The organism is Streptomyces sp. AMJ-169 (assembly GCF_055597585.1).
In genome coordinates, this window is sequence record NZ_JBVLTJ010000012.1 from 258,396 (window position 1) to 283,921 (window position 25,526).

A 25,526-nucleotide genomic window follows, 5' to 3' on the forward strand; every position below is an offset into this window, starting at 1 on the left:
TCGAGGGAGGGAATTGGACACGTCGGGGACGCGGTGCCGTAGGTTGCGGAGCTGTTTGTTCCACAGTCTGTGCATGTGAGGAGAGTCACCGAGGTGAGCGAAAAGAAGGGGTCCGGCGTCTGGGAGGGCTTCAAGGCCTTTCTGACGCGTGGCAACGTCGTCGATCTGGCAGTGGCGGTGGTGATCGGCGCCGCCTTCACGAACATCGTCAACTCGGTGGTGAAGGGCGTCATCAACCCGCTGGTCGGGGCGATCGGCACGAAGAACCTCGACAGCTACAGCTCCTGCCTGAAGGCGCCGTGCAAGCTCGCGGCCGACGGCTCGGTCCAGAGCGGCGTCATGATCCTCTGGGGTTCGGTGCTGGGGGCCGCGCTGAACTTCGTGATCACCGCGGCGGTCGTGTACTTCCTGATGGTCCTGCCGATGTCGAAGTACCTGGCCCGGCGCACCGCGCAGCAGAAGGCCAAGGAAGGCGCGCAGGAGGTCATCGAGGTCAGCGAGCTGGAGGTGCTCAAGGAGATCCGCGACGCCCTGGTCGCCCAGCGGGGCACCGGGCACCGCGAGCAGTAGCGGGCCTGAGGGGCGGCGCGGCCCGGAGGTGGTGGGGCCGGGCTCAGAGGTGGTGGGGCGGCTTCTCGTCGAGGAAGCGCTTGAGGTCGGCCGCCGCGTCCACGCCCGCACCGGAGGCCTCGCCCCGGCCGCGGTCCGTGTCGTCCGACGACTGGCGGTCCAGCGGGTCGTCGAAGACCAGCGCGGCCTTGGGGTCGCGGGGCGCGGCGGCGGAGGGGGTGCTCATCCCTCCAGGGTACGGGGGTGCGGCGCGGGGGGCCGTCTGCTGTGCTGAGGGGCATGACGACCAGCCCCGCCCCCTCCGGTCCCCCCGGCCCCTCCCCCACAGCTCACGGCGCCCCTTCCGAGGCGGCGGCCGGGCGGCCCCTGCGGCGGCTGACCGCGCGGGGGCGGGAGGAGACGCACCGGGTGGCGTCCCCGCTGGAGCTGTTCTTCGACCTCTGCTTCGTGGTGGCGGTGGCGCAGGCCGGGGTCGGCCTGGTGCACGCGGTCGCGGACGGGCACGCGGGGCACGGGGTGCTGCACTACGCGATGGTGTTCTTCTCCATCTGGTGGGCCTGGATGAACTTCTCCTGGTTCGCCTCCGCGTACGACAACGACGACGCGCTGTACCGGGTGGTCACGCTGGTACAGATCGCGGGGGTGCTGGTGCTGGCCGCCGGGGTGACGCGGGCGTTCGACCGGCAGGACTTCGTGCTGGTGTGGCTCGGGTACCTGATCATGCGGCTGGCGATGGCCGCCCAGTGGCTGCGGGCGGCCAGAGCGGCGCGCGGCGCGGAGCGGACGACGGCGCTGCGGTACGCCGGGGGTGTGCTGCTGTGTCAGGTCGGCTGGCTGGGCCTGGTGGTGCTGCCGCAGGGGGCGCGCGGGTGGGTGTTCCTGGTGATGGTGCTGGTGGAGCTGGGGGTTCCGGTGTTCGCCGAGCGGGACTTCCAGACGGCGTGGCATCCGCATCACATCGCCGAGCGGTACGGGCTGTTCACGATCATCGTGCTGGGCGAGACGATCGCGGCGGCCACGGTGGCGGTGAAGTCGGCGGCGGACGAGCACGAGGCGCTGGGTGACCTGCTGCCGATCGCGGCGGGCGGGCTGCTGATCGTGTTCGCCGCCTGGTGGATCTATTTCGTGACGCCCGTCCATGGCCATCTGCGCTCCAACGACCAGGCGTTCCTGTGGGGTTACGGCCACTACCTGGTCTTCGCCTCGGCCGCCGCGATCGGCGCGGGCCTTGAGGTGGCGACGGAGCAGGCCGTCGGCAAGGCGCATCTGCCGGCGACGGGCGCCGCCGCTGCCGTGACGGTGCCGGCGGCGCTGTACCTGCTGAGCGTCTGGGCGCTGCACGCACGGCACTTCAAGGTGGGCGCGGCCCAGCAGGCGGTGCTGCCGGTCACGGCGGCTCTGGTGCTGTGCTGCACGTTCCTGGGGCACTGGGCGGTCCTGGCGGCCGGGCTGGTGGCGGCGGGCGCGGTGGCGACCGGGGTGACGCTGACCGCGCGGACGGCCGCCGGGGAGAGCGGCGGTGTACGGCCCGTGGGGGAAGGACACTGAGCGGTATGACAGTTGACGCGGTGACGGACGTGGCCGGGGTGCGGGTCGGGCATGCGACGCGGGCCGGGGACGGGTGGCTGACCGGGACGACGGTCGTGCTCGCGCCCCAGGGCGGTGCGGTGGCCGCCGTGGACGTGCGCGGGGGCGGGCCGGGGACGAAGGAGACGGACGCGCTCGACCCGCGCAACGTGGTGCGGCGGGTGGAGGCGGTCGTGCTGACCGGGGGCAGCGCCTACGGGCTGGACGCGGCGTCCGGGGTGATGGCCTGGCTGGAGGAGCACGCGCGCGGGGTGCGGGTCGGGCCGCTGCCGGAGCACGTGGTGCCGGTGGTGCCGGCCGCCTGTGTCTTCGACCTCGGGCGCGGCGGCGACTTCCGGGCCCGCCCGGACGCGGCCATGGGGCGGGCCGCGGTGGAGGCGGCCGCGGCGGCCGGGAGCGGCGGACCGGTGGCCCAGGGGTGCGTCGGGGCCGGGACGGGGGCGGTGCTCGGCGGGCTCAAGGGCGGCGTCGGGACGGCGAGCGTACGGCTCGGGTCGGGGATCACCGTGGGCGCGCTGGTCGTGGCGAACGCGGTCGGCTCGGCGCTGGAGCCGGGCACCGGGGCGTTGTACGGGGAGCTGGCCCAGGGGATCGTCGTCCTCCCGCCGGAGCGGGTGCACGAGGCCGCGCGGCGGGCGCTCGCCGAGTCGGCCGAGCGCAACGCCCTGCCCCCGTTGAACACGACGCTGGCGGTGGTGGCGACCGACGCGGTGCTGTCGAAGGCGCAGGCGCAGAAGCTGGCGGGGACGGCGCACGACGGGATCGCGCGCGCCGTGCGGCCGGTGCATCTGCTGAACGACGGGGACACGGTGTTCGCGTTGGCGACGGGTACGCGCGCGGGGGCGGACGAGGACGATCCGCTGGCGCTCAACGAGGTGCTGGCGGCGGGGGCGGACGTGGTGACGCGGGCGATCGTGAAGGCCGTGCGGGCGGCGCGGGGGGTGGCCGGTCCGGGGGGCGCGTGGCCGTCGTACGGGGAGCTCTATGGGTGAGGTGATTGTCGCGGTTTTGTCACGTGCTGGTGTGAAGTCGCTTTCGTGGGAACCCGGTTCGGTGGCGGAGGGCTCTTCCCTTGTGCGGCGGGAGGGCCGCGTGCAGCGGAGGGGAGCACACACTTCACATGGAGCGGGAGCGGGTTGTGACGACGTCGTACGGTCGGGCTCGGCGGGCGCTGGGGGCGGGAGCCGTCCTGGTGGCCGGGGCGCTGGCGCTGACCGGGTGCGGGGGCAGCGCCAAGGCGAAGACCGACGACGGGAAGGGGGGCGGCGGTTCGGCGAAGGAGTCGGTGGCGAAGATAGCGATCTCCGCGCAGGACGGCTCGACCGGGGCGTCGATCAACACGACCGGGGTGAAGGTGAGCGACGGCACGCTGACCGCCGTGACGATGACGGTGGCCGCGAGCGGGCAGGCGGTGCCGGGGACGCTGGCGGCCGACGGGACGTCGTGGAAGCCGAAGGAGCAGCTGGACCGCGGGACGAAGTACCAGATATCCGCGACCGCGAAGGACAGCAGCGGGCGGCCCGCGGCGGCCAACGCGATCTTCACGACCGTGACGTCCGCGAACAGCTTCATCGGGACGTACACCCCGGACAACGGGACGACGGTCGGTGTGGGCATGCCGGTGTCGTTCAACTTCGACAAGGAGATCAGCGACCGGAAGACGGTGCAGTCGCACATCACCGTGACCTCCAGCAGCGGCCAGCAGGTGGTGGGGCACTGGTTCGGGACGCAGCGGCTGGACTTCCGGCCGCAGGAGTACTGGAAGGCCGGCTCCAAGGTCACGATGAAGATCGACCTGGACGGCGTGCAGGGCGCGAACGGGGTCTACGGGGTGCAGAACAAGACCGTGACGTTCACGGTCGGGCGCGCGCAGGTCTCGACGGTGGACGCGAACACGCAGACCATGACGGTCGTACGGGACGGGCAGACCCTCAAGACGATCCCCGTGTCGACGGGCAGCGCGCAGCACACGACGTACAACGGCCAGATGGTGATCTCCGAGAAGTTCGAGCAGACCCGGATGAACAGCCAGACGGTGAACCTGGGCGGCGAGTACGACATCCCGGACGTGCCGCACGCCATGCGGCTGACGACGTCGGGGACGTTCATCCACGGCAACTACTGGTACAACCCGTCGAACCCGCCGTTCGGGCAGCAGGGCACGAGCCATGGCTGCGTCGGCATGCGGGACGTGCGGGGCGGGCAGGGGGACACGCCGGCCGCGTGGTTCTACGACAACTCGCTGATCGGGGACGTCGTGATCGTGAAGAACTCGCCCGACAAGACGGTCTCGCCGGACAACGGGCTCAACGGGTGGAACATGCCGTGGGCCGAGTGGACCGCGGGGAGCGCGGCCTGAGGGAGCTGATCGAGGGGGCGCGCTCCGGGGAGCGCGCCCCGCTGGGGGGCGTGCGGCGCGGGGTGTGCCGCGAGGCGCCGTATCACGCGGAGCCGTTCATGTCGGGCCGCTCGGGAACTTCTCGGGCGGTCGGTGCGTTTTACCCGGCGTACGTTTCCTCGTTCCCGGACACGATGCCCGGGCGAGGGGCTACGGTATGCACCCACAAGGTGACATGCAGCAACGCCGGGAGAAACCTTGAGCGTTCCGTACGAGATGGCGGCGTACGAACCATACGAGTCGCCCGAGTCTCCGGAAGAGCACCTCGCGCGGCTCCTGGGCCGTGCCCTGAACTCCTTCGAGCTGCCCGACGAGGCGCTGCGGCGGCTTGAGTGCGCGCTGGCGCACGCCAGTGCGCTGCACTCGGCCCACCACAGTGCGGGGCTGCACCGCGAGACGTACCGGCACACCTGGCTGCTGGCCGACGGCTCCCCGCTGACGCTGTGGGAGCTGGTCCACAACGTCACGGCGAACGGCGAGGCGCAGCACGAGGTGTACGTGGACGAGGAGGAGCTGCGCACGGCGACCGCGCGGCTGCCGCTGCCGGTGGACTCGCCGGAGTTCGACCTGCCGCCGGTGCTCCTGGAGCTGACGGAGCTGCCGCTGCCGCGGCGCGTGTATGTGCGGGACGACTCGGCGGACCATGCGCGGCGGCTGCTGCGCCGGGCGGAGAACGGGGACCGGCCGGGCCCGGAGACGGCGGCGCTGCTGGCCACGTCGTGCGCGCACGAGATCACCCAGGCTTTCGGCCGCCCCTTGCGCGCGGTCCGCCCCGGCGTCTCCTTCGCCCTCTACGAGCACGCGTTCCTGCTCCCCGGCGGCCAGGAGGTCTCCCTCTGGGAGGTCGAGCACACGGCGACGCCGGACGGGCGGCACATGTGCGAGGTGTACCTCACGGCGGACGAGGCCCACGAGGCGATGGAGCGGCGGGCGTCCCGGTTCTGGTGACGCGAGGGGGCGCGTGGCGAGCTGCGCGACGGGCCCTGTACGCCCTCAACTCTTAGTACTCCAGCAGGATTTCGCTGTCTGAGCTGGTCTTTTCGCCGGGTGGCGGGAGTGTAGCGGGGCTTGGGTCGTGCGGGGGCGGTCTCATGGAGACCGCCCCTCGATCGTGCGACACCGCCGCAGGTAGTGACAGCGGCGGGCGACTGCCTGGCGTCGGCGGCGCCAGTTCGACCAGCTCAGCGCGTGGTGCCGTCCGCGGTGTCCGCTCAGGTGTGGGGGCCGGGCACGACAAGCTGCCAGGAGTCGCCGAACCTCCGCCACTGTGAGCCCGACGGCCCCGGGCGTCTCACCGGTTCCGCCCCCTTTTCGCAGGGCTGGTGTGCCGTGGCGGCCAGGAAGGCGTGAGCGAGCATGGCCAGAGTGACGTGCCGATACCAGCCCACGTAGCGGCGGACCTCGTACTGATCCAGGCCGCACTCGTTCTTCGCGGCCTGGAAGCACTCCTCGATCGCCCAGCGCGTCCCGGCGACCCGCACCAGCTCCTGGACGGTGACCTGGAGGGGCGTGTAGGCAAGGTAGTAGGCGATCTCGTCGGGCCTGCTGATGCTGCGCCGGCCAGTGCCCACCGCATCCGGTGAGGGACCTCGTCCTGGTAGTCGAATTCGGCGACGGCAGGCAGCCGCACCGCCGCCCAGTGATAGACGCGGGGCCCCTTCGCGCCGTCGCCGCAGGAGATCTTCTCCCATACCTCGTCCGGGGCCTGCGCGAACAGGCCCTCGATCCGTGAACAGCCCACGCTGAACTGGGACTTGGGGACGGCCAGTACGTAGCCGGTCCCCGACTGTTCCAGCAGCCGGCGGAACCGGTTGTCCTGACCGTAGGCGGAATCCGCGGTGACCCAGGTGATGGGCAGTGGCGAGGCCAGGGCCCGCAGCACCATGTGCCGGGCCAGTTCGCCTTTGGTGGCGAACTCCCGCTCGTCGGGGACCCTTGCGGTGCGGCAGCGTTCCCGGTCCTCGGTCCAGGACTTCGGGAGGTAGAGCTCACGGTCGACCAGAGCCCTGCCGCAGGCGGAGGCGTAGGCGGCGAAGACGCCGATCTGGCAGTTCTCGGTCCGGCCTGCGGTTCCGGAGTACTGGCGCTGGACTCCGGCGGAGGTGGTGCCCTTCTTGATGAATCCGGTGTCGTCGATGATCAGGACGCCGCCAGTCTCGCCGAGCTTGGTGGCGACGTATTCCTGCAGGTCGTCGCGGATGTCATCGGGTTCCCACTTCGATCCGGCGAGGAGGTGTTGCAGGCCATCGGGGGTGGAATGGCCGGCCTGTTCGGCCAGCTGCCAGCTGTTCTTGCGGGCGACCGGGGCGAGCAGCCCTCGCACGTAGTCCCGCATGCGGCGGCGGAGCTCGACTCGGCCGAAGCGGTGCCCGATGGCCAGGAAGAGATCGTCCAGTTCGAGGTCCCACTGCGCGGCGGCAGACTCGGTGATCACCCTCGGAGGCTGCCCCGCCGCTGTCACTACCTGCGGCGGTGTCGCACGATCGAAGGGCGGTCTCCATGAGACCGCCCCCGCACGACCCAAGCCCCGCTACACTCCCGCCACCCGGCGAAAAGACCAGCTCAGACAGCGAAATCCTGCTGGAGTATTAGATCCCGTATGGCACTTCGCGGCCCGGCCTGCCCGTGAGCCCCGGCGGAGTCCTGCGCGATCCGCTCCTGCGCAGCCGATTCCCGTGCCCCTGCAACGCGCGATCCGGCGATCCCGAAATTCGTGGACGGAACCGTGAACCGATCGGCGGGGCCGGACCGATGAGGGGGTGTGGGCGGGAGAACGGAGGTCCCGCTCAGAGATCGTCGGCCAGCCGGCGGACCAGCAGGGCGAAGGCGTACTCCTCAGCCGGCGTGAGGCGGACGGCTTCGGCGTCCGGTCCGCTGCGGCGCTGACGGGGCAGGGCCGGAAGGCCGTCGGGGCGATAGCGGAGAGGGGTGGTGCGCAGGGTCGGCCCGTACGACCGCTGCGTCCGGGTGCGGCGCAGGACGCGGGTCAGGAGAGCCAGCCAGGCGACGGTCGCCAGGGTGAGGGCGGTCAGGCCGGCCAGCTGGGAGAAGGAGAGGTGCTCGGGCATGAAAACCAGTAGACACCACAGTTCGTGACTTTTGCCGCGGATCGTGATGGATACCCCAGGGATCGCGGGAGGTATTAAACGCGCATACGGGGCGCGGGAGTTGTGAAAGGCGCGGGAGGCGCGGAGGGGGCGTACGACGCCCTGGGCGCTCCTCTTGAGAGGGCGGTGCGGGAAGGGAGGTGAGCGGAGTTGGATGTCGAAGTCGGTGCACTGGAGAAGGTGTTGCGGTGGGCCGCTGGGCGGAGAAGGGAGGTGAGCGCAGTGGGCGTTGAAGTGGGCGCCTTCGGAAGGGGGTTGCGGGGAGCCGCCCTAGGGGGCCGTTTGCGAGGAGCCGTCGCCCGGACTTGCCGGTGGGGAGTCCTCGTCCGGGGGCCGGAAATCGAGCCGGCCGCGGCCCCGTCCGGTTCTCGGTGGGGTCGCGGCCGGTTCTGGGGCCGGGGGGCGGGGTTACGCCGCTATCGGCTGCTTGGGCTCGGTGGTGGCGGGGGCCGGGGTGGAGTCGGCCGGGGCGGGGGCGGCCGGCTTGCGCAGGCCCTTGAGGAGGACGACCAGCGCGGTGGTGACGCAGACGCCGGCCGCGAGGGCGATCAGGTAGAGGAAGGGGTTGCCGATCAGCGGGACGACGAAGATGCCGCCGTGCGGGGCGCGCAGGGTGGCGTCGAAGGCCATCGAGAGCGCGCCGGTGACGGCGCCGCCCGCCATCGAGGCCGGGATGACGCGCAGCGGGTCGGCCGCGGCGAACGGGATGGCGCCCTCGGAGATGAAGGAGGCGCCCAGGACCCAGGCGGCCTTGCCGTTCTCCCGCTCGGTCGCGGTGAAGAGCTTGCCGCGGACGGTCGTCGCGAGGGCCATCGCCAGCGGCGGGACCATACCGGCGGCCATGACGGCGGCCATGACCTTCATCGCGGAGTCACCGGGATCGGTGACGGCGATGCCGGCGGTGGCGAAGGTGTACGCGACCTTGTTGACGGGGCCGCCGAGGTCGAAGCACATCATCAGGCCGAGAAGGGCGCCGAGCAGGACGGCGTTGGAGCCGGTGAGGCCGTTCAGCCAGTCGGTCATGCCCTTCTGGGCGGAGGCGATGGGCTTGCCGATGACGACGAACATCAGGAAGCCGACGATCGCCGTGGAGATCAGCGGGATCACCACCACGGGCATGATGCCGCGCAGCGCCGCCGGGATCTTGACCTTCTGGATGCCCATCACGACGCCGCCCGCGAGGAGACCGGCGGCGAGGCCGCCGAGGAAGCCCGCGTTGATGGTGGAGGCAATCATGCCGCCGACGAAGCCGGGGACCAGGCCTGGCCGGTCCGCCATCCCGTAGGCGATGTATCCGGCGAGGACGGGGACGAGGAAGCCGAAGGAGACGGCGCCGATCTGGAAGAGCAGCGCGGCCCAGCTGTCGGACTGGGTCCACACGAAGTGGTCCATGACCGACGGCGCCTTGTTGATCTTGTAGCCGCCGATCGCGAACCCGAGGGCGATGAGGAGACCGCCCGCGGCGACGAAGGGGACCATGTAACTGACGCCGGACATCAGCCACTTGCGGAGCTTGGTGCCGTACCCCTCGGTGGAGTCGCCCGAGCGCTCGACCGGGGTGGACCCGGCGCCGGCCGGGGCGGTGACGACGCCTCGGGCGGCCTTGTCGCGGACCTCGGCGATGAGTTCGGCGGGGCGGTTGATGCCGGCCTTCACCCCGACGTCGACGGTCGGCTTGCCCGCGAAGCGGTCCTTGTCGCGGACCGGGACGTCATGGGCGAAGATCACGCCGTCGGCCGCCGCGATGGCCTCGGGGTCGAGCCGGGTGAATCCGGCCGAGCCCTGGGTCTCGACGGTGAGCTGGACGCCCGCCTCACGGCCGGCGTTCTCCAGGGACTCGGCGGCCATGTAGGTGTGGGCGATGCCGGTGGGGCAGGAGGTGACGGCGACGATGCGGAAGGGGGCGCCTTCCGTCGCGTCCCCGGCGGCCGGGGACTGCTCTGCCGCTACGGCACCGGTGGAGGCCGCCACCGGTGCCGCAGCGGAGTCTTCGGGGGCGGAGGTCTCGGCGCCGCCCTTGGCACCGGCCCCGCTCTCAGCGCCGGCCGTGCCCTCGGTCCCGGCCCCGCCCTCGGTCTCCGCGGAGACCTCCCTCGGCTCCTTCTCGCCCCGGATCAGCGCCGCCGTCGTCGCCGGGTCGCTCGCCGCGCGCAGGGCGTCGGTGAACTCGGCGTTCATCAGCTTGCGGGCCAGGGAGGACAGGATCGTGAGGTGGGCGTCGTCGGCGCCGGCCGGGGCGGCGATCAGGAAGATCAGGTCCGCCGGGCCGTCCGGGGCGCCGAAGTCGACGCCCGCGGCGCTGCGGCCGAAGGCCAGGGTCGGCTCGGTGACGTGGGCGCTGCGGCAGTGCGGGATGCCGATGCCGCCGTCGAGGCCGGTCGGCATCTGCGCCTCGCGGGCCGCCACGTCGGCGAGGAAACCGTCCAGGTCGGTCACCCGGCCCAGGGCCACCATGCGCTCGGCGAGGGATCGCGCCGCCGCTTCCTTGCTCTCGGCGGACAGGTCGAGGTCGACCAGGTCCGCGGTGATCATGTCGCTCATCGCGGGCTCCTTCGCACGCGTATCGCCTTGGGGGCGGGGGTGAAGAGGGGGAGGGGAGTGAGGGCGGAGGCAGCCGCCGTTAAGGGGAGGCCTTGCCGCTCGGGGGCCAGGGGTACGAGGCCGGCGGAGATCCAGCGGGCCGTGGCCGGCCGGGGACGGGTCCGCTCGCCGGGGTCCGTGAGGTGCCGCCCCTTCACACCGGCCCCGGTGGCCGGCGGGAGCGTCACCGCGGCGGGGTACGCCTCTCGGGCGGAGCCGGTCCTCATGAGACCGGCTCCGTCAGTTCCCGGTCCAGGGGGATCTGGGAGGTCACCGTCACCGTCTCGGGGGCCAGGTCGGCGGGGGTGGGCATGACACTGCCGGGGAGCTGGACGGCGGCTGCGCCGTGGGCGGCGGCGGAGGCGAGGGCGGCGGGGCCGGTGCCGCCGGCGATGAGGAAGCCGGCGAGGGAGGAGTCACCGGCGCCGACGTTGCTGCGGACGGTGGTGACGCGGGCCTGGGCGAAGTACGTGCCGCCGTCCTCGACGAGGAGCTGGCCGTCCGCGCCGAGGCTCGCCAGGACCGCGCGGGCGCCCATCGCGCGCAGCTCCTCGGCGGCCTTGAGGGCGTCGCCGACGGTGGCCAGGGGGCGGCCGACGGCTTCGGCGAGTTCCTCGGCGTTGGGCTTGACGACGTCGGGGCGGGCGCGCAGGGCCTCCAGGAGGGCGGGTCCTGAGGTGTCGAGGGCGATGCGGGCGCCGCCCGCGTGGGCGCGGGTGACGACGTCGGCGTACCAGGACGGCGCGAGGCCGCGCGGGAGGCTGCCGCAGCAGGCGATCCAGTCGGCGTCCCGGGACTGCTCGCGGACGGTGTCGAGGAGGAGTTCCTGTTCGGCCGCCGACAGTTCGGGGCCCGGCGCGTTGATCTTCGTGAGGACGCCGTCGGTCTCGGCGAGCGCGATGTTGGAGCGGGTCGCGCCGGTGACGGGGACGGGGGCGACCTCGATGCCCTGGGCGTCGAGCAGGTCGGCGACGAGGGCGCCGGGCGCGCCGCCGAGCGGCAGGACGGCGACCGTGCGGCGGCCGGCCGCGGCGACGGCGCGCGAGACGTTGACGCCCTTGCCGCCGGGGTCCATGCGCTCGCCGGTGGCGCGGATGACCTCGCCGCGGTCGAGGGAGGGGACCTCGTAGGTGCGGTCCAGGGAGGGGTTCGGGGTGACGGTGAGGATCATGCCGTTCTCGTCAGTCGTGCCGGTGAGCTTCGTACGTCCGGGGTTCGTGCAGCTCATGCGCGCACCACCTCCGGGCCGCCGCGTTCGAGGGCGGACGCCTCGTCGTCGCCGAGTCCGCTGTCGGTGATCAGCAGGTCCACGTCGTTCAGGTCGCCGAAGCGGGCGAAGTGCTCCTGGCCGTGTTTGGCGGAGTCGGCCAGCAGGACCACGCGGCGGGCGGCGGCGACGGCGGCCCGCTTGACCGCGGACTCGGCGAGGTCGGGGGTGGTGAGCCCGTGTTCGGCCGAGAAGCCGTTGGCCGCGACGAAGAGGACGTCCGCGCGGATCTCGCCGTACGCGCGCAGCGCCCAGGCGTCGACGGCGGCGCGGGTGCGGTGGCGTACGCGGCCGCCGACCAGGTGGAGCTGGATGCCGGGGTGGTCGGCGAGGCGGGCGGCGATGGGGAGGCTGTGGGTGACGACGGTCAGGGTCGCCTCCAGCGGGATGGCGGCGGCCAGCCGGGCGACGGTGGTGCCGGCGTCGAGGATGACGGTGCCGTCCATGGGCAGCTCGCCGAGGGCCGCCCTGGCGATGCGGTCCTTCTCGTCGGCGGAGGTCGACTCGCGTTCGGCGAGGTCGGGCTCGAAGTCCAGGCGCCCGACCGGTATCGCGCCGCCGTGCACCCGGCGCACCAGGCCCGCGCGGTCGAGGGACTTCAGGTCCCGGCGGATCGTCTCCGCGGTGACCTGGAACTCCTCGGCCAGCGACACGACGTCCACCCGGCCGCCGTCGCGGGCGAGCCGCAGGATCTCCTGCTGCCGCTCCGGTGCGTACATGTCGTTCGCCTCCGTGGTCCGTTCCGTCTCGCGCGCCGGGGCCGGCGCTATTCGATCAACGTCTGATGCCCAGTGCCCGGTTCAGTGTCCGGTAGATGTCCGTTCACTTCCGGATGACGCCCGAGCTTGTGGTTTCGAGGGGAGGCTACGCGGAGATTTCCGGAAAGTAAACAGGTTCGGACGCTATTCGGGCATGAACGGACTTCGGCTCCGCCGGGAAAGAGGTCAGCTCCTGTCCTGGACAAGGAGGATGCTCGGAGCATGACGACAGGCACTCCCGCGCGGCTGCTTCAGTTGCTGTCCCTGCTCCAGACGCCCCGCGAGTGGCCGGGGGGTGAGCTGGCCGGGCGGCTCGGGGTGTCGCGGCGGACCGTGCGGCGCGACATCGACCGGCTGCGGGAGCTGGGCTATCCCGTGCGGGCGACGAAGGGCGCGGACGGCGGGTACCGGCTGGTCGCGGGGAAGGCGATGCCGCCGCTGGTGCTGGACGACGAGGAGGCCGTCGCCATCGCCGTGGGGCTGCGGGCGGGCGCCGGGCACGCGGTCGAGGGGGTGGACGAGGCGTCGGTGCGGGCGCTGGCGAAGCTGGAGCAGGTGCTGCCGGCCCGGCTGCGCCGCCGGGTCGCCGATCTCCAGTCCGCGACGACCGCGCTGACCAGCGGGGACGGTGCGCTGGTCGCGCCGGAGACGCTCACCGCGATCGCCTCCTCGATCGCCGGGCACGAGCGGCTGCGGTTCGCCTACCGGGCGCGGGACGGCAGCGCCACGCGCCGGCTGGCGGAGCCGTACCGGCTCGTGTCCACCGGGAGGCGCTGGTATCTCGTCGCCTACGACCTGGACCGGGGGGACTGGCGGACGTTCCGGGTGGACCGGCTGAGCGAGCCGTTCGCGACCGGGGCGCGGTTCGCCGCCCGGGAGATGCCCGAGGGCAGCGCCACGGAGTACGTCCGGCGCTCCATCCGCCGGCCGCACGAGGAGTACGTCGTCGAGGTGGACTTCGCCGTGACGCCCGGGGAACTCGCCGGGCGGCTGCCGATGGGGTGGGCGGTGGCGGAGCCGTCCGGGAAAGAGGAGGAGGTGGCGAGCGGGTGGTGCCGGGTGCGCGGGGTGAGTTCGTCGCCGGTGGAGTGGACGGCCGTGCGGCTGGTGGGGGTGGGCGCGGAGTTCGTGGTCCGGGGGCCGGCGGAACTGGTGCAGTGCGTACGGGAGTTGGGAGGGAGGTTCAGCAGGGCGGGCGGTGGATGAGCCAGCCGCCGCCGGGTTCCGGACCCGGAGCGAACACGCCAGCCCCGTCTCCGTCCGCCGGGTTCCGGACCCGGAGCGAACACGCCAGCCCCGTCTCCGTCCGCCGGGTTCCGGACCCGGAGCGAACACGCCAGCCCCGTCCCCGGCACAAAGACGCCCGCCCCCCTCGTCCGCCATCCAGGCGACCCTTCCCCTCCTCTCACCCTCCCCCCGGTCACACCCCGTCCGGAAGGGGTACTGAGGCAAGGACCAGGTGACCCGGCGACACGGCAGGAGACAGCGCGATGGCTTTGCACAGTGGGCCGCAGAAGCACCATGAGGACCGGGCGGTGTCCGTGAACCCGTTCTTCCTCGGGGAGGCGGATCCGGTCGGCGGGATGACCGAGGCGCCGCCCAAGCACCGGCTGGCGGACGGCCCGATGGCCCCCTCGACGGCATACCAGCTGGTGCACGACGAGCTGATGCTGGACGGCAACTCCCGGCTGAATCTGGCCACGTTCGTGACGACGTGGATGGAGCCGCAGGCCGGAGTGCTGATGGCCGAGTGCCGTGACAAGAACATGATCGACAAGGACGAGTACCCGCGCACGGCCGAGCTGGAGCGGCGGTGCGTGGCGATGCTCGCGGACCTCTGGCACGCGCCGGACCCCGCCGCGGCCGTGGGCTGTTCGACCACCGGCTCCAGCGAGGCGTGCATGCTCGCCGGCATGGCGCTGAAACGGCGCTGGACGCGGCGCAACGCCGACCGCTATCCGGGGGCCCGGCCCAATCTCGTCATGGGCGTGAACGTGCAGGTCTGCTGGGAGAAGTTCTGCAACTTCTGGGAGGTGGAGGCCCGGCAGGTGCCCATGGAGGGCGACCGCTTCCACCTCGACCCGCAGGCCGCCGCCGAATTGTGCGACGAGAACACCATCGGGGTCGTCGGCATCCTCGGCTCCACCTTCGACGGCTCCTACGAGCCGATCGGGGAACTCTGCGCGGCGCTCGACGCGTTGCAGGAGCGTACGGGTCTCGATGTGCCGGTCCATGTCGACGGCGCGTCCGGCGCCATGGTCGCGCCGTTCCTCGACGAGGAGCTGGTGTGGGACTTCCGGCTGCCCCGCGTCGTCTCGATCAACACCTCGGGGCACAAGTACGGGCTCGTCTACCCCGGCGTCGGCTGGGCGCTGTGGCGGGACAAGGAGGCGCTGCCCGAGGAGCTGGTGTTCCGGGTGAACTACCTGGGCGGGGACATGCCCACGTTCGCGCTGAACTTCTCCCGCCCCGGCGCGCAGGTCGTCGCCCAGTACTACTCGTTCCTGCGGCTCGGCCGCGACGGCTACCGCGCGGTGCAGCGCACCACCCGCGACGTCGCCCGCTCCCTCGCCGACCGTATCGAGGCCCTCGGCGACTTCCGGCTGCTGACCCGGGGCGACGAACTCCCGGTGTTCGCCGTCACCACCGCCGACCACGTCACGGCGTACGACGTCTTCGACGTCTCCCGGCGGCTGCGGGAGGGCGGCTGGCTGGTCCCGGCGTACACCTTCCCGCCGAACCGGGAGGACCTCTCCGTCCTGCGGATCGTGTGCCGCAACGGCTTCTCGCACGACCTCGCGGATCTCCTCGTCGAGGACCTCACCCGCCTCCTGCCCGAACTCCGCCGCCAGCCCCACCCGTTGACGAGGGACAAGGACGCGGCGACGGGGTTCCACCACTGAGCGCGCCCCACACGTATGGCACAATCTGGCCTCCGGGCGGGCCACCCCGGGGTTCAGGTTCGGGGTGGCCCGTCCTTCTCATGTCCGGCTCAGGTACGGGAACAAAGATCAGGTCCGGGAACAAAAGGAGCCGGCCTCCGGCGCCCAGGGGGGGGAGGGCACCGAAGACCGGCTCGGGAGGTCCCGGCGCCGGGGGGGGATAGCGTCGGGACGTGGTTCAGGATGCCCCCTCAAGGGGCCGTTCACAGCGGGACACGCTCACCGCGGCCGAGCCCATAAAAGCCGAACTCTTGTTCCCTGCTGGGTTGTTCCCTGGCGGCAGGGCGTTGAAGCGGGGTTACCCGGCCATGTTCGCGCGGGCCCGGCCACTCCGGCGTACGCCCCTCGTACATCCCCTCGCGCCCCCTCACCACCGTTTCCGTTACGCCGCCGCCTCGAACCCCGTGTCCCGCGCCAGCTTCTTCAGCTCCAGCAGCGCGTGCTTCTCGATCTGCCGGATCCGCTCGCGGGTGAGGCCGTGTTCCTTGCCGACCTCGGTCAGCGTCCGCTCCCGGCCGTCGTCGATGCCGTAGCGCATCTTGATGATGGAGGCGGTGCGCGGGTCGAGGCGGTCGATGAGGCCGTCCAGCTCCTCGCTGCGCAGCAGGGTCATGACGGACTGCTCGGGGCTGACCGCGGAGGTGTCCTCCAGGAGGTCGCCGAACTGGGTCTCCCCCTCGTCGTCCACCGCCATGTTCAGGGAGACCGGGTCGCGCGCCCAGTCCAGGACGTCCGTGACCCGCTCCGGGGTCGAGCCCAGCTCCGCCGCGATCTCCGCGGGCTCGGGGTCACGGCCGTGCTCACGGTTGAACTCGCGCTGGACCCGGCGGATGCGGCCGAGCTCCTCGACGAGGTGGACGGGCAGCCTGATCGTGCGCGACTGGTCGGCTATCGAGCGGGTGATCGCCTGGCGGATCCACCACGTCGCGTACGTGGAGAACTTGAAGCCCTTGGCGTAGTCGAACTTCTCCACCGCGCGGACCAGACCCGCGTTGCCCTCCTGGATCAGGTCGAGCAGGGGCAGGCCGCTGCGCGGGTAGCGCCGGGCGACGGCGACGACGAGGCGCAGGTTGGACCGTATGAAGACGTCCTTGGCGCGCTCGCCGGCGTCGACCAGGGCCTGGAGCTCCTCGCGGGAGGCGCCGGACGCCGAGGTCTCGTCACCCTCCAGGACCTGGCGCGCGAAGACACCCGCCTCGATGATCTGCGACAGCTCGACTTCCTTCGCCGCGTCGAGCAGCGGGGTCCGCGCGATCTCGTCGAGGTACATGCCGACCAGATCGCGGTCGGCGATCTCGCCGCCGGTGGCGCGAACACTGCGGGCCGCGCCGTCCGTCTCGCCGGTGGCGGACTGACGACGGGCGACGGCACGGGTTGCCATGCGTGCTCCCTTGCGATGGTGGGCTGGCGGTGGGGTCCTGTTCAGTTCCGTTCGAAGGAAACAACGACTGGAATCAGGACAGAATTCCCAACCCGTCCCTCCAATTTTCTGATCTTGCAGTATCCTGCCCGGCCACACGAGGAGGTCGGGATGTCGGACGAATCGACAGAGGTGCAGGTCAGACCGGGGATCGAGGGCGATCTGGCAGCCCTCACCGACCTCTACAACCACTACGTCCGTGAGACGTCCATCACATTCGACACCGTGGCCTTCACTCCGGAAGAGCGCCGCCCTTGGCTGCTCTCCCATCCTGAAGACGGCCGGTACCGCCTGATGGTTGCCACGGGCACGGACTCACAGCGGATTCTCGGCTACGCCACATCCAGCCCTTACCGCCCGAAGCCGGCCTATGAGACATCCGTGGAGGTCACGGTGTACGTCGCCCCCGACGCCGGCCGCCGCGGCATCGGCACTCTCCTGTACGAGTCCCTGTTCGCGGCCCTGCGCGAGAAGGAGGACGTCCACCGCGCGTACGCCGCCATCGCCCAGCCCAACGAGGCGTCCGTGCGCCTGCACGAACGCCTCGGCTTCCGCCACGTCGGCACGTTCCGCGAGGTGGGCCGCAAGTTCGGGCGCTACTGGGACGTCGCCTGGTACGAGAAGAACCTCTAGCAGCCCACCCGAACAAGCCACGCCCGCCGCAAACCCCCAGCCCTCACCCGAACTGCACAGACCTCTTGGCCAGCCCCATCCAGAACCCCTCGATCACCGACCGCTGCGCATCCAGCTCCCCCGCCGCCTCCGCCGCCCCCATGGTCACGAACAGCGGAGCGAAGTGCTCGGTACGAGGATGCGCGTACCGCCCGGCCGGCGCCTTGCCCAGGAAGTCGAGCAGCCCGTCCCAGTCCCGCGCCTCCAGCGCCCGCCGCCCCCAGTCGTCGAACTCGACCGACCAGCTGGGCACGCCCGCTTCGCGCAGCGCGGCCAGGTTGTGGGTGAAGAATCCGGAGCCGACGATCAGGACGCCCTCGTCGCGCAGCGGCGCGAGCTTGCGGCCGATGTCCATCAGACGTACCGGATCGAGTGTCGGCATGGAGATCTGGAGGACAGGGATGTCGGCGGCCGGGAACATCTCCACCAGCGGGACGTACGCGCCGTGGTCGAGGCCGCGGTCGGGGATGTCCTGTACGGGGACGCCAGGGGCGCGCAGCAGCTTGCGCACGCTCGCGGCGAGCTCCGGTGCGCCGGGAGCGTCGTACGTCACCCGGTAGTAGTGCTCGGGGAAACCCCAGAAGTCGTAGACGAGAGGGACAGGGTTGACGGCGCCGAGAGCGAGGGGGGCCTCCTCCCAGTGGGCGGAGACGATGAGGATCGCCTTGGGGCGGGGCAGCTGGGCGGACCACGCGGCGAGCTCGCCCGGCCACACGGGGTCGTCCGCGAGCGGCGGCGCGCCGTGGCTGAGGTACAGGGCGGGCATGCGTTCCTGGGTCACTGCGGACATGGCGGCGGCTCCTTCTCCCGAAACAGGCCGGTTGACCGGTCGGGCCGGTCTCATCCCCCGAGACAACTCGGGTGGCCCCTACACCCACCCCCGGATTACCGAATCGACCGGTCACCTGCCCCTTGGAGGTAGGGCCGACCGACCGACAGGTATCCACCAGATGGACCTTGACACATTCGTACTTGAACTCTCAGCGGTCGGCCTTGAACACTCGACCTCGCGCGGCACGTTCTAGCTCTCTGCACAGCACTGTCAGCTGTTGCTTCAAATCTAAAACATCAACTCACCGCACACTGTACGACCTATTTGTTTAATATTCAAGAATGGTGGCGCTACTGTGGAGTACATGAAGGCAACCCCCTCCCCGCACGCCGACGGGCGCCAGTGGCTCACCGAAGAGGAGCAGCGCGTCTGGCGCGCGTATCTCCACGCGACGACCCTGCTGGAGGACCATCTGGACCGCCAGCTCCAGCGCGACGCCGGCATGCCGCACATGTACTACGGCCTGCTCGTCGGCCTCGGCGACGCCCCCCAGCGGCGGCTGCGGATGACCCAGCTGGCCATGAAGTCGAAGATCACCCGGTCCCGGCTCTCGCACGCCATCGCGCGGCTGGAGAAGAACGGCTGGGTCCGCCGCGAGGACTGCCCCTCGGACAAGCGCGGCCAGTTCGCCGTCCTCACGGACGCGGGCGCCGAGGTGCTGCGCCGGACCGCGCCGGGCCATGTGGACGCCGTACGCGGCGCGCTCTTCGAGCGGCTCACGGCGGAACAGCAGAAGGCCCTCGGCGAGATCATGACGATCGTCGCCGAGGGCCTCCAGCCCAACGAAGCGGGTGCGGACCTGCCCTGGCTGCGCTGACCTCGCCCCCTGGGCCGCGCCGGTCAGGGCGGTGGCTCAGCGGCTCAGTGCGCGGCCACCGGGATCTTCAGCTCGTCCTCGGCACCCTCACCAGCGCCGAGGTCGGGGCGGCCGGCGTTGACGAACGTGAACGCGATGACCGCGGCCAGCGCCAGGATGCCGACGGCGAACCAGATCGCGCTGGTGTACCCGTGCACCATCCCTTCGAGCTGGACCAGCTGCGCCCGGGTGCGGTCGGTGCCGGCCGCGGCGAGGTGGTCCTTGAGGTACGACGTCGTCGCGGACGCGGCGATCGTGTTCAGCAGGGCGGTGCCGATCGCGCCGCCGACCTGCTGCGAGGTGTTGACCATGGCGGACGCGACACCCGCGTCCCGGGGCTCGACACCCGTGGTCGCCAGCGACATGGCCGGCATGAACGCCGTACCCATGCCGAGGCCGAGCAGCACCATGCCGGGCAGCAGCAGCGTGGCGTACGAGGAGCCGATCTCCAGCTGGGTCAGCAGCAGCATGCCGAGCGCGGCGGTGAGGAAGCCGGGGCCCATCAGCAGCCGCGCCGGGACGCGGGTCATCAGACGGGTGCCGATCTGGGTGGAGCCGGTGATCATGCCCGCGACCATGGGGAGGAACGCGAAACCGGTCTTGACCGGCGAGTAGCCCTTCACGACCTGCAAGTAGTAGGTCAGGAAGAGGAACAGACCGAACATGCCGATGATCGCGAGCCCCAGCGAGAGGTAGATGCCGCCGCGGTTGCGGTCGGTGATCACACGCAGCGGCAGCAGCGGGGCCTTGACCCTGGCCTCGACGGCGACGAAGGCGGCCAGCAGGACGACGGAGCCGACGAACATGGCGATCGTCAGACCGTCGGACCAGCCGGCGGTCTCGGCGCGGGTGAAGCCGTAGACCAGCGCGACCAGGCCGAGCGTGGACAGGATCACGCCGGGCACGTCGAGCGGGGAGCGGTTGCGGCCGCCGGCGGGCTCACGGATGACGAAGTACGCGCCGGCCGCCGCGATCATCGCGAACGGGATGTTGACGAAGAACGTCCAGCGCCAGTCCAGGTACTCGGTGAGGAAGCCGCCGAGGATCAGGCCGACCGCGCCGCCGCCGCCGGCGATGGCGCCGTAGATGCCGAACGCCTTGGCGCGCTCACGGGCGTCGGTGAACATCACCGCGAGCAGCGAGAGCGCGGCGGGCGCCAGCAGCGCGCCGAACAGGCCCTGGAAGGCGCGGGAGCCGAACAGCATGGCCTGGTTGGTCGCGGCGCCGCCGAGCGCGGACGCCAGCGCGAAGCCGCCGAGGCCGACGACGAAGGTGCGCTTGCGGCCCCAGAGGTCGGCGATCCGGCCGCCGAAGAGCAGCAGCCCGCCGAAGGCGAGGGCGTAGGCGGTGACGATCCACTGCCGGTTGCCGTCGGATATGCCCAGGTCCTGCTGGGCGGAGGGCATCGCGATGTTCACGATGGTGGCGTCGAGGACGACCATCAGCTGGGCGATGGCGATGAACGCCAGGGCCTTCCAGCGATTGGCGTCGGGCGCCGTGGAGGCTGTCTGAGACATGGGTGGACCCACTCCGGTGCTTCGTTGGTGTTCTGGGTGCGGAAAAGGGCGTGCTGACATGGCCGGCCGGCGCGGTGGGGGCCTGCTTCAGGCGGACGCCGTGACGGTGTACTGACGGTGGGGGGCGTCGTAACTAATCGGTGCGGCGGCGGATCTCACCGCCGCGATCGGTCAGGTCTGGTTCAGGGACGACGCAGGTCCTCCATGGTCAGGGCGGGGGTGCCCGGCAGGGCGGAGGGGGCGGGGGCGCGCAGGCCATCCAGGAAGATCTGGAGGCTGCGGTGGACGAAACGGTCCACCATCACGCACCGGGCGCCCGCCGGGGGGCGGCTGAGCTGGGCGACGACGAGCATGACGTCGCCGGGGCCCACGTCCTCGCGGAGCTGTCCGGCCGACTTGGCCCGGTCCATGATCTCCCCGATCAGCGCCTCGACCCGCGCGCTGGCGGCGGCGAGGTCGGGGTGCTGCTCGTCGAAAGTGGTGGAGATCATCGGGCAGAGCGCGCTGACCCGTTCGTCGGCCGAGACGTGCACGAAGCGCTCCAGGGCGGCGAACGCGTCGCCCGCCTCGGCCAGCGCCTCGCGGCCGGCCCGCGCGGTGCGGTCGAGCACCGAGCAGACGACCTCGCGGACGAGGGCGTCGCGGTCCGGGAAGTTCCGGTACAGCGTGGCGTTGCCGACACCGGCGCGGCGCGCGATGTCGTCGAGCGGTACGTCGGCGCCGAACTCGGTGAACATCTCGCGGGCGGCGGTGACGATCCGCTCCCGGTTGCGCAGGGCGTCGGCGCGGGGCCGGGTCGCCTTGCGCTGCGCGGGGATCGTCGACGACTCCACGAGGACTCCTCTGCCGGGGGGCTGATCTGATCCGGGGAGCGGGTCCCCGTTTCAGTCGGACACGGGGTTAAACGGGGAGGGGGTCCCCGGATATTTCCTAGGGGTTCTGTGAGCTGGGTCACAATGTAGGGGGTCCTAGGGGTTGTACGGGATTTCGGGGGCCGTAGGGGACCTAGGGGCCGTAGGGGATCTCGGGGTCCGTAGGTGCCCTAGGGGCCGTAGGGGATCTCAGGGCCCGTAGGTGACCTAGGGGCCCTAGGGCAGGTCAGGGGCGTGCGCGGGCGCGCCACGTTCGGACCCGCTCAGCGGGCGGGGCCGGAGGCGGCGGCGGAGGGTGAGCGCAAGGGGGCAGCCGGTGAACGGGGGCTGCCTGGAGCGAAGGGCCCCGTATGCAGCCGCAGCCTCGCCGTCGGATACGCACCCGCCGTGCGGCGGCCCTGGTGTCGGTGACCGCGCTGACCCTGGCGGTCGGCACGTCGGCCGGGACCGGGCACCGCGCGCACGGCGGCGGACCGATAGCGGCCGGGGCGAATCCGGTGGCGCAGGCGCGGGCCTCGGCGCTCGGGCCGTGCATGATCAGGGCGGGCGCGGCGGTGCAGATGTCGGAGGGGGTGCCGACGGCCCGGGGGTACGCGCGCTCCACGGGGACGGTCAGGGCGCTGACTCTGATGATCGACTTCCCCGACGCGAAGGGGAAGGGCACCGCGATGGAGCGGTTCCGGGAGTTCTTCCCGCAGACCTCGGAGTGGTTCAGGACGGCGTCGTACGGCCGTCTCGACTACCGCGCGGAGACCCCCGTACGGCACTGGCTGCGGATGCCGAAGCCGTTCAAGGCGTACGGCATAGAGCGCGGGGCGCCGTTCGACCCCGGGTACCGGGAGCTGGTCCAGGACCTCGTCGCGGCGGCCGACCCGGACGTGGACTTCCGTCGGTACGACCTGCTGAACGTGCTGGTCACTCCCAACGCCGGCCCCTCCGCGCTGGACACGGTCCTGTCGGTGACCTTCGCCGGCAACACGGACGCGCCCGTCGCCGACGGCGTCCCCGTCTCCAACGCCTCCTTCGTCTACTCCCGCCAGGACGACGGCAGCGGCAGCTACGCCGAGACCGGCTACCGCGTCCTCCCGCACGAGAACGGCCACGTCTTCGGCCTGCCCGACCTGTACACCCAGGAGGGCGGGGGCGCGGTCGGGCACTGGGACATCATGAGCGAGGACTGGGGGGCCAACAACGACTTCCTCGGCTGGCACAAGTGGAAGCTGGGGTGGCTGGACCCGGACCAGGTGAGCTGCGTGTCGGCGGCGGGGACGGTGGAGTACACCCTGACGCCGCTGTCGTCCGCCGGCGGACGCAAGCTGGTCGTCGTGCCGGTGAACGGGCGGACCAGTTACGTCCTGGAGGTGCGGGTGCGGGGCGGCAACGACGAGGCGGTCTGCCGGCCCGGGGTGCTGATCTACAAGGTGGACGCGGCGGTGGACACCGGGATGGGGCCGGTGTCCGTGCATGACGCGCGGCGGGGGAGCGGGGGGTGCACGCGGAGTCCGAATGTCCATACGGAGCTGTCGGATGCGGCGTTGGGGGTGGGGGAACGGTTCGTGGACAAGCGGAACGGGGTGAGTGTGGTGGTGCGGGGGGTTGAGGGGGAGGGGAGTTATGTGGTGGGGGTGACTAGGGAGGGGAGGGGGGTTGCGGGGTGAGGGGGGTGAGGGGGTGAGGGGTGGCGAGGAGCTGGCGTTCCCCTAGGGGGCGTCGGGGCCCGTAAGGGGAGTCGGGGTCCCTAGGGGACGGGCGAGACCCTTAAGGGAGTCGGGGTCCCTAAGGGACGGGCGAGACCCCTAAGGGAGTCGGGGTCCCTAAGGGACGGGCGAGACCCCTAAGGGAGTCGGGGTCCCTAAGGGACGGGGCGGGTCCCTTAGGGGGCGGGTCGGGTCCCCTAGGTGGGCGGTGGCCCGTAAGGGTGCTCGGTGTCCCGTAAGGGGCGGGTGCTGTCCCGTACGGTGAGCCCGAGATCTCATCCGGGAGTGCCGTGCCAATGCCGTCGTCGTCCGCGTCCGTCCCGTCGTCCGCGTCCCCCCTGCCGTCCGCCCCCGCCCCCGCCGAGGCCGTCGCGCCGCTGATGCGCGGGGTGGCCGTGCTGCGGCGGCTGACCGAGGCCGGGGGTGCGCTGAGCCTCAGCACACTGGAGCGGGAGACGGGGCTCGCGCGGTCCGTCGTGGACCGGATCGCCGTCACGCTGGCGCGCATGGGGTACGTCCGGCTGGCCGGCCGGGAGGCCGTACTCGCGCCGCGCGTCATGGAGTTGGGGAACGCGTACCTCGGCGCGCTGCGACTGCCGGAACTGCTGGGCGGTCTTGCGGACGGACTGGCGGACGAGCTGGACGAGTCGGTGTCGCTGGCCGTCGGGGACGGGGACGGCATCCGTTTCATCCGCCAGACGACGCGGCGGCGGGCCCTGTCGGTGTCCTTCCGGATCGGAGATCTGCTGCCGGCGGAGCGGACGGGGCCGGGGGCGGTGTTCGCCGGGGAGTGGGGGGAGCGGGAGTGGGGGGTATGGCGGGGGAGGTGGGGGGTGGATCCGGGGGGTGAGGGGTTTGTGGGGATGCCCCTTAGGGGGGCGTTGGGCGTGAGTACGGGTTCGGGCGTTGGCACAGGTGGGGGCGTAGGCATGGGCGCAGGTGCGGGTGCAGGTGCGGGTCCGGGCATATTTACGGAAGAGGATTTCGTACGACGGGTACGGGCGGCGGCCCGGGACGGCTACGCCGTGGACGACCAGCTGATCGAACCGGGCCTGGTCGCCGTCTCCGTACCGGTCCGCGCCGCCGGCCGCCTGGCCTGCGTGGCGAGCGTCGTCAGCCACACCAGCAGACACACGGCGCAGGACTTGCGTACGACGCTGCTGCCGCGCCTGCGCGAGACGGTGACGCGGATGGAGGAGACGCTCCGTACGGCCCCCGAACCCCCGGCGGCGCCGCCCGCCACGGGGCTCGCGGCGTGGACGGGGGCGTCGAAGCAGGAGCTGGGCCGGGAGTTCATCGAGTCGCTGGCCCGGGGTCTGAGCGTCCTGACGGCGTTCGGCGCGGGCCGGGCGGAGCTGACGCTGACGGAGGTGGCGCAGGCGACGGGGCTGTCGCGGGCGACGGCGCGCAGGGCGCTGATCACGCACCAGCACCTCGGCCTGGTCCACCAGCCCACGGACACACGGCACTTCGGCCTGACCCCGAGGGTCCTCTCCCTCGGCTTCCCTCCCCTCTCCCGACTGACGCTCCCTCAAATAGCGCAACCGCACATGGAGTTGCTGTCGGCGCTGATCCAGGAGCCGGTGTCCATGGGGGTGTTGGTGGGGTCGGAGATCCAGTACACGGCGCGGGTGACGGCGGGGCATGTGATGTCGGTGAACGCGAGCGTGGGGGCCCGGCTGCCGGCGTGGGCGACGTCGATGGGGCGGGTGTTGCTGGCGGATCTGCCGCAAGAGGAGCGGGAGTTGGGCGAGTTGGAGCCGCTGACGCCCAAGACGGTAACAAGCGAGGAGGAGTTGGAGCCGCTTCTGCGGAGAGTTGCGGCTGAGGGCTACGCCTTGGTGGACGAGGAGCTGGAGGAAGGTCTCCGTTCCCTGGCCGTGCCCCTCCGCGACCACAAAGGCAAGGTCGTCGCCGCCCTGAACACCGCCACCCACACGGCCCGCCACTCCCCCGCCTCCTGCCTCACCCACCTCCTCCCACCCCTCCGCGAAACAGCCACCAAGATCGAACAGGAGACAACCACCGCCTCCCGCTTCACCACCTGACCTGTCCCCTGGGGCCATCCGGTACTGTGGTGCGCGTCAGATGTGACAGTGGTGCGTACCCAGTGCGCATGCCACGCCTTCGTAGCTCAGGGGATAGAGCACCGCTCTCCTAAAGCGGGTGTCGCAGGTTCGAATCCTGCCGGGGGCACGTAGTTGATCAGGGCGGAGGCCCCGGATTTCCCAGCTCAGGGACAGTCCGGGGCCTTCTCCGTACCCGTCAGCGCCAGCCTCCCTACGGGGTACCTACACCCCCGATACACCCTCACTACCAAAGCCGATCTCCTAAATTCCCCCTAAATGATCATAGAGAATGTGCAGGTCAGGCCCACAACGACGAACCCCCGCACTCCCATGGGAGTGCGGGGGTCGTCCGTGCCGGGGCGCCACCAAGTGGGGGGGCACC

At 71.6% G+C, this 25,526-nt stretch carries 20 protein-coding genes, 1 tRNA gene and 1 pseudogene; 12 read left to right on the forward strand and 10 right to left on the reverse strand.

The annotated features are described in order from the left end of the window. Positions 1 to 93: 93 nt before the first annotated feature. Positions 94 to 570 carry a large conductance mechanosensitive channel protein MscL gene (mscL, locus tag ACYUD3_RS28280; RefSeq protein WP_470975591.1) on the forward strand — a complete coding sequence of 159 codons (477 nt, stop codon included), beginning with the start codon at positions 94 to 96 and terminating at the stop codon, positions 568 to 570. Positions 571 to 613: 43 nt separating this feature from the next. Here the strand turns inward: mscL and ACYUD3_RS28285 are convergent, their stop codons facing one another. Then, positions 614 to 796: a hypothetical protein gene (locus tag ACYUD3_RS28285; RefSeq protein WP_470975593.1), complete on the reverse strand. Its 183-nt coding sequence runs from the start codon at positions 794 to 796 to the stop codon at positions 614 to 616. Positions 797 to 849: 53 nt separating this feature from the next. Here ACYUD3_RS28285 and ACYUD3_RS28290 point away from each other — a divergent pair, with 53 nt between their 5' ends. The 4 genes from ACYUD3_RS28290 (at position 850) to ACYUD3_RS28305 (ending at position 5,503) form a co-directional block, all read left to right on the forward strand. Then, complete coding sequence (locus ACYUD3_RS28290) at positions 850 to 2,118, forward strand: low temperature requirement protein A (RefSeq protein WP_470975596.1); 1,269 nt, start codon at positions 850 to 852, stop codon at positions 2,116 to 2,118. Between the two features lie 5 nt (positions 2,119 to 2,123). Next, positions 2,124 to 3,149 (forward strand): P1 family peptidase, encoded by a 1,026-nt coding sequence (locus tag ACYUD3_RS28295; RefSeq protein WP_470975598.1) that lies wholly within the window; start codon positions 2,124 to 2,126, stop codon positions 3,147 to 3,149. Between the two features lie 200 nt (positions 3,150 to 3,349). Further along, the gene (locus ACYUD3_RS28300) at positions 3,350 to 4,516 is read left to right on the forward strand and encodes a L,D-transpeptidase (RefSeq protein WP_470975738.1); all 1,167 of its coding nucleotides are present in this window, start codon (positions 3,350 to 3,352) and stop codon (positions 4,514 to 4,516) included. A gap of 237 nt (positions 4,517 to 4,753) precedes the next feature. Further along, entirely contained in the window at positions 4,754 to 5,503 is a 750-nt protein-coding gene (locus ACYUD3_RS28305) for a DUF6227 family protein (RefSeq protein WP_470975601.1), read from the forward strand. A gap of 263 nt (positions 5,504 to 5,766) precedes the next feature. Here the strand turns inward: ACYUD3_RS28305 and ACYUD3_RS28310 are convergent. From ACYUD3_RS28310 to ACYUD3_RS28330, 5 genes and pseudogenes are all read right to left on the reverse strand, one after another. Next, positions 5,767 to 6,989, reverse strand: a pseudogene (locus tag ACYUD3_RS28310) (IS701 family transposase). A 352-nt stretch (positions 6,990 to 7,341) separates the two neighbouring features. Next, positions 7,342 to 7,623 (reverse strand): hypothetical protein, encoded by a 282-nt coding sequence (locus ACYUD3_RS28315; protein WP_470975603.1) that lies wholly within the window; start codon positions 7,621 to 7,623, stop codon positions 7,342 to 7,344. 447 nt (positions 7,624 to 8,070) lie between these two features. Beyond that, positions 8,071 to 10,203: a PTS fructose transporter subunit IIABC gene (locus tag ACYUD3_RS28320; RefSeq protein WP_470975606.1), complete on the reverse strand. Its 2,133-nt coding sequence runs from the start codon at positions 10,201 to 10,203 to the stop codon at positions 8,071 to 8,073. A gap of 262 nt (positions 10,204 to 10,465) precedes the next feature. Continuing rightward, entirely contained in the window at positions 10,466 to 11,413 is a 948-nt protein-coding gene (pfkB, locus tag ACYUD3_RS28325; RefSeq protein ID WP_470975741.1) for a 1-phosphofructokinase, read from the reverse strand. A 53-nt stretch (positions 11,414 to 11,466) separates the two neighbouring features. Next, positions 11,467 to 12,228: a DeoR/GlpR family DNA-binding transcription regulator gene (locus ACYUD3_RS28330; protein ID WP_470975609.1), complete on the reverse strand. Its 762-nt coding sequence runs from the start codon at positions 12,226 to 12,228 to the stop codon at positions 11,467 to 11,469. Positions 12,229 to 12,489: 261 nt separating this feature from the next. Between ACYUD3_RS28330 and ACYUD3_RS28335 the strand changes: the two genes are divergently transcribed. After that, a complete protein-coding gene (locus tag ACYUD3_RS28335) occupies positions 12,490 to 13,473 on the forward strand; it encodes a helix-turn-helix transcriptional regulator (protein ID WP_470975612.1) in 984 nt (327 codons plus the stop codon). Between the two features lie 284 nt (positions 13,474 to 13,757). Then, positions 13,758 to 15,170: a glutamate decarboxylase gene (locus ACYUD3_RS28340; RefSeq protein ID WP_470975614.1), complete on the forward strand. Its 1,413-nt coding sequence runs from the start codon at positions 13,758 to 13,760 to the stop codon at positions 15,168 to 15,170. Between the two features lie 421 nt (positions 15,171 to 15,591). On the opposite strand, the gene ACYUD3_RS28345 is transcribed toward ACYUD3_RS28340, so the two are convergent. After that, complete coding sequence (locus ACYUD3_RS28345; RefSeq protein ID WP_470975617.1) at positions 15,592 to 16,590, reverse strand: sigma-70 family RNA polymerase sigma factor; 999 nt, start codon at positions 16,588 to 16,590, stop codon at positions 15,592 to 15,594. 150 nt (positions 16,591 to 16,740) lie between these two features. Between ACYUD3_RS28345 and ACYUD3_RS28350 the strand changes: the two genes are divergently transcribed. Next, positions 16,741 to 17,262, forward strand: a complete 522-nt coding sequence (locus ACYUD3_RS28350; protein WP_470975620.1) for a GNAT family N-acetyltransferase — start codon at positions 16,741 to 16,743, stop codon at positions 17,260 to 17,262. A 43-nt stretch (positions 17,263 to 17,305) separates the two neighbouring features. Here ACYUD3_RS28350 and ACYUD3_RS28355 read toward each other — a convergent pair whose 3' ends face one another. Beyond that, positions 17,306 to 18,091 carry a dioxygenase family protein gene (locus ACYUD3_RS28355; RefSeq protein WP_470975623.1) on the reverse strand — a complete coding sequence of 262 codons (786 nt, stop codon included), beginning with the start codon at positions 18,089 to 18,091 and terminating at the stop codon, positions 17,306 to 17,308. Between the two features lie 346 nt (positions 18,092 to 18,437). On the opposite strand from ACYUD3_RS28355, the gene ACYUD3_RS28360 reads away from it, so the two are divergent. Next, positions 18,438 to 18,950, forward strand: coding sequence for a MarR family winged helix-turn-helix transcriptional regulator (locus ACYUD3_RS28360; protein WP_470975626.1), 513 nt, complete (start codon positions 18,438 to 18,440; stop codon positions 18,948 to 18,950). A 44-nt stretch (positions 18,951 to 18,994) separates the two neighbouring features. Here the strand turns inward: ACYUD3_RS28360 and ACYUD3_RS28365 are convergent, their stop codons facing one another. Together ACYUD3_RS28365 and ACYUD3_RS28370 are read right to left on the reverse strand one after the other, a co-directional pair. Beyond that, on the reverse strand, positions 18,995 to 20,506 hold the full coding sequence (locus tag ACYUD3_RS28365) for an MFS transporter (RefSeq protein WP_470975629.1): 1,512 nt from the start codon (positions 20,504 to 20,506) through the stop codon (positions 18,995 to 18,997). 182 nt (positions 20,507 to 20,688) lie between these two features. Beyond that, complete coding sequence (locus ACYUD3_RS28370) at positions 20,689 to 21,339, reverse strand: TetR/AcrR family transcriptional regulator (RefSeq protein WP_470975632.1); 651 nt, start codon at positions 21,337 to 21,339, stop codon at positions 20,689 to 20,691. A gap of 389 nt (positions 21,340 to 21,728) precedes the next feature. Here ACYUD3_RS28370 and ACYUD3_RS28375 point away from each other — a divergent pair, with 389 nt between their 5' ends. From ACYUD3_RS28375 to ACYUD3_RS28385, 3 genes are all read left to right on the forward strand, one after another. Further along, positions 21,729 to 23,036, forward strand: a complete 1,308-nt coding sequence (locus ACYUD3_RS28375; protein WP_470975635.1) for a M6 family metalloprotease domain-containing protein — start codon at positions 21,729 to 21,731, stop codon at positions 23,034 to 23,036. Positions 23,037 to 23,371: 335 nt separating this feature from the next. Continuing rightward, entirely contained in the window at positions 23,372 to 25,123 is a 1,752-nt protein-coding gene (locus tag ACYUD3_RS28380) for an IclR family transcriptional regulator domain-containing protein (protein ID WP_470975638.1), read from the forward strand. Between the two features lie 75 nt (positions 25,124 to 25,198). Beyond that, positions 25,199 to 25,271: transfer RNA gene (locus ACYUD3_RS28385), tRNA-Arg, on the forward strand. Positions 25,272 to 25,526: the final 255 nt, after the last annotated feature.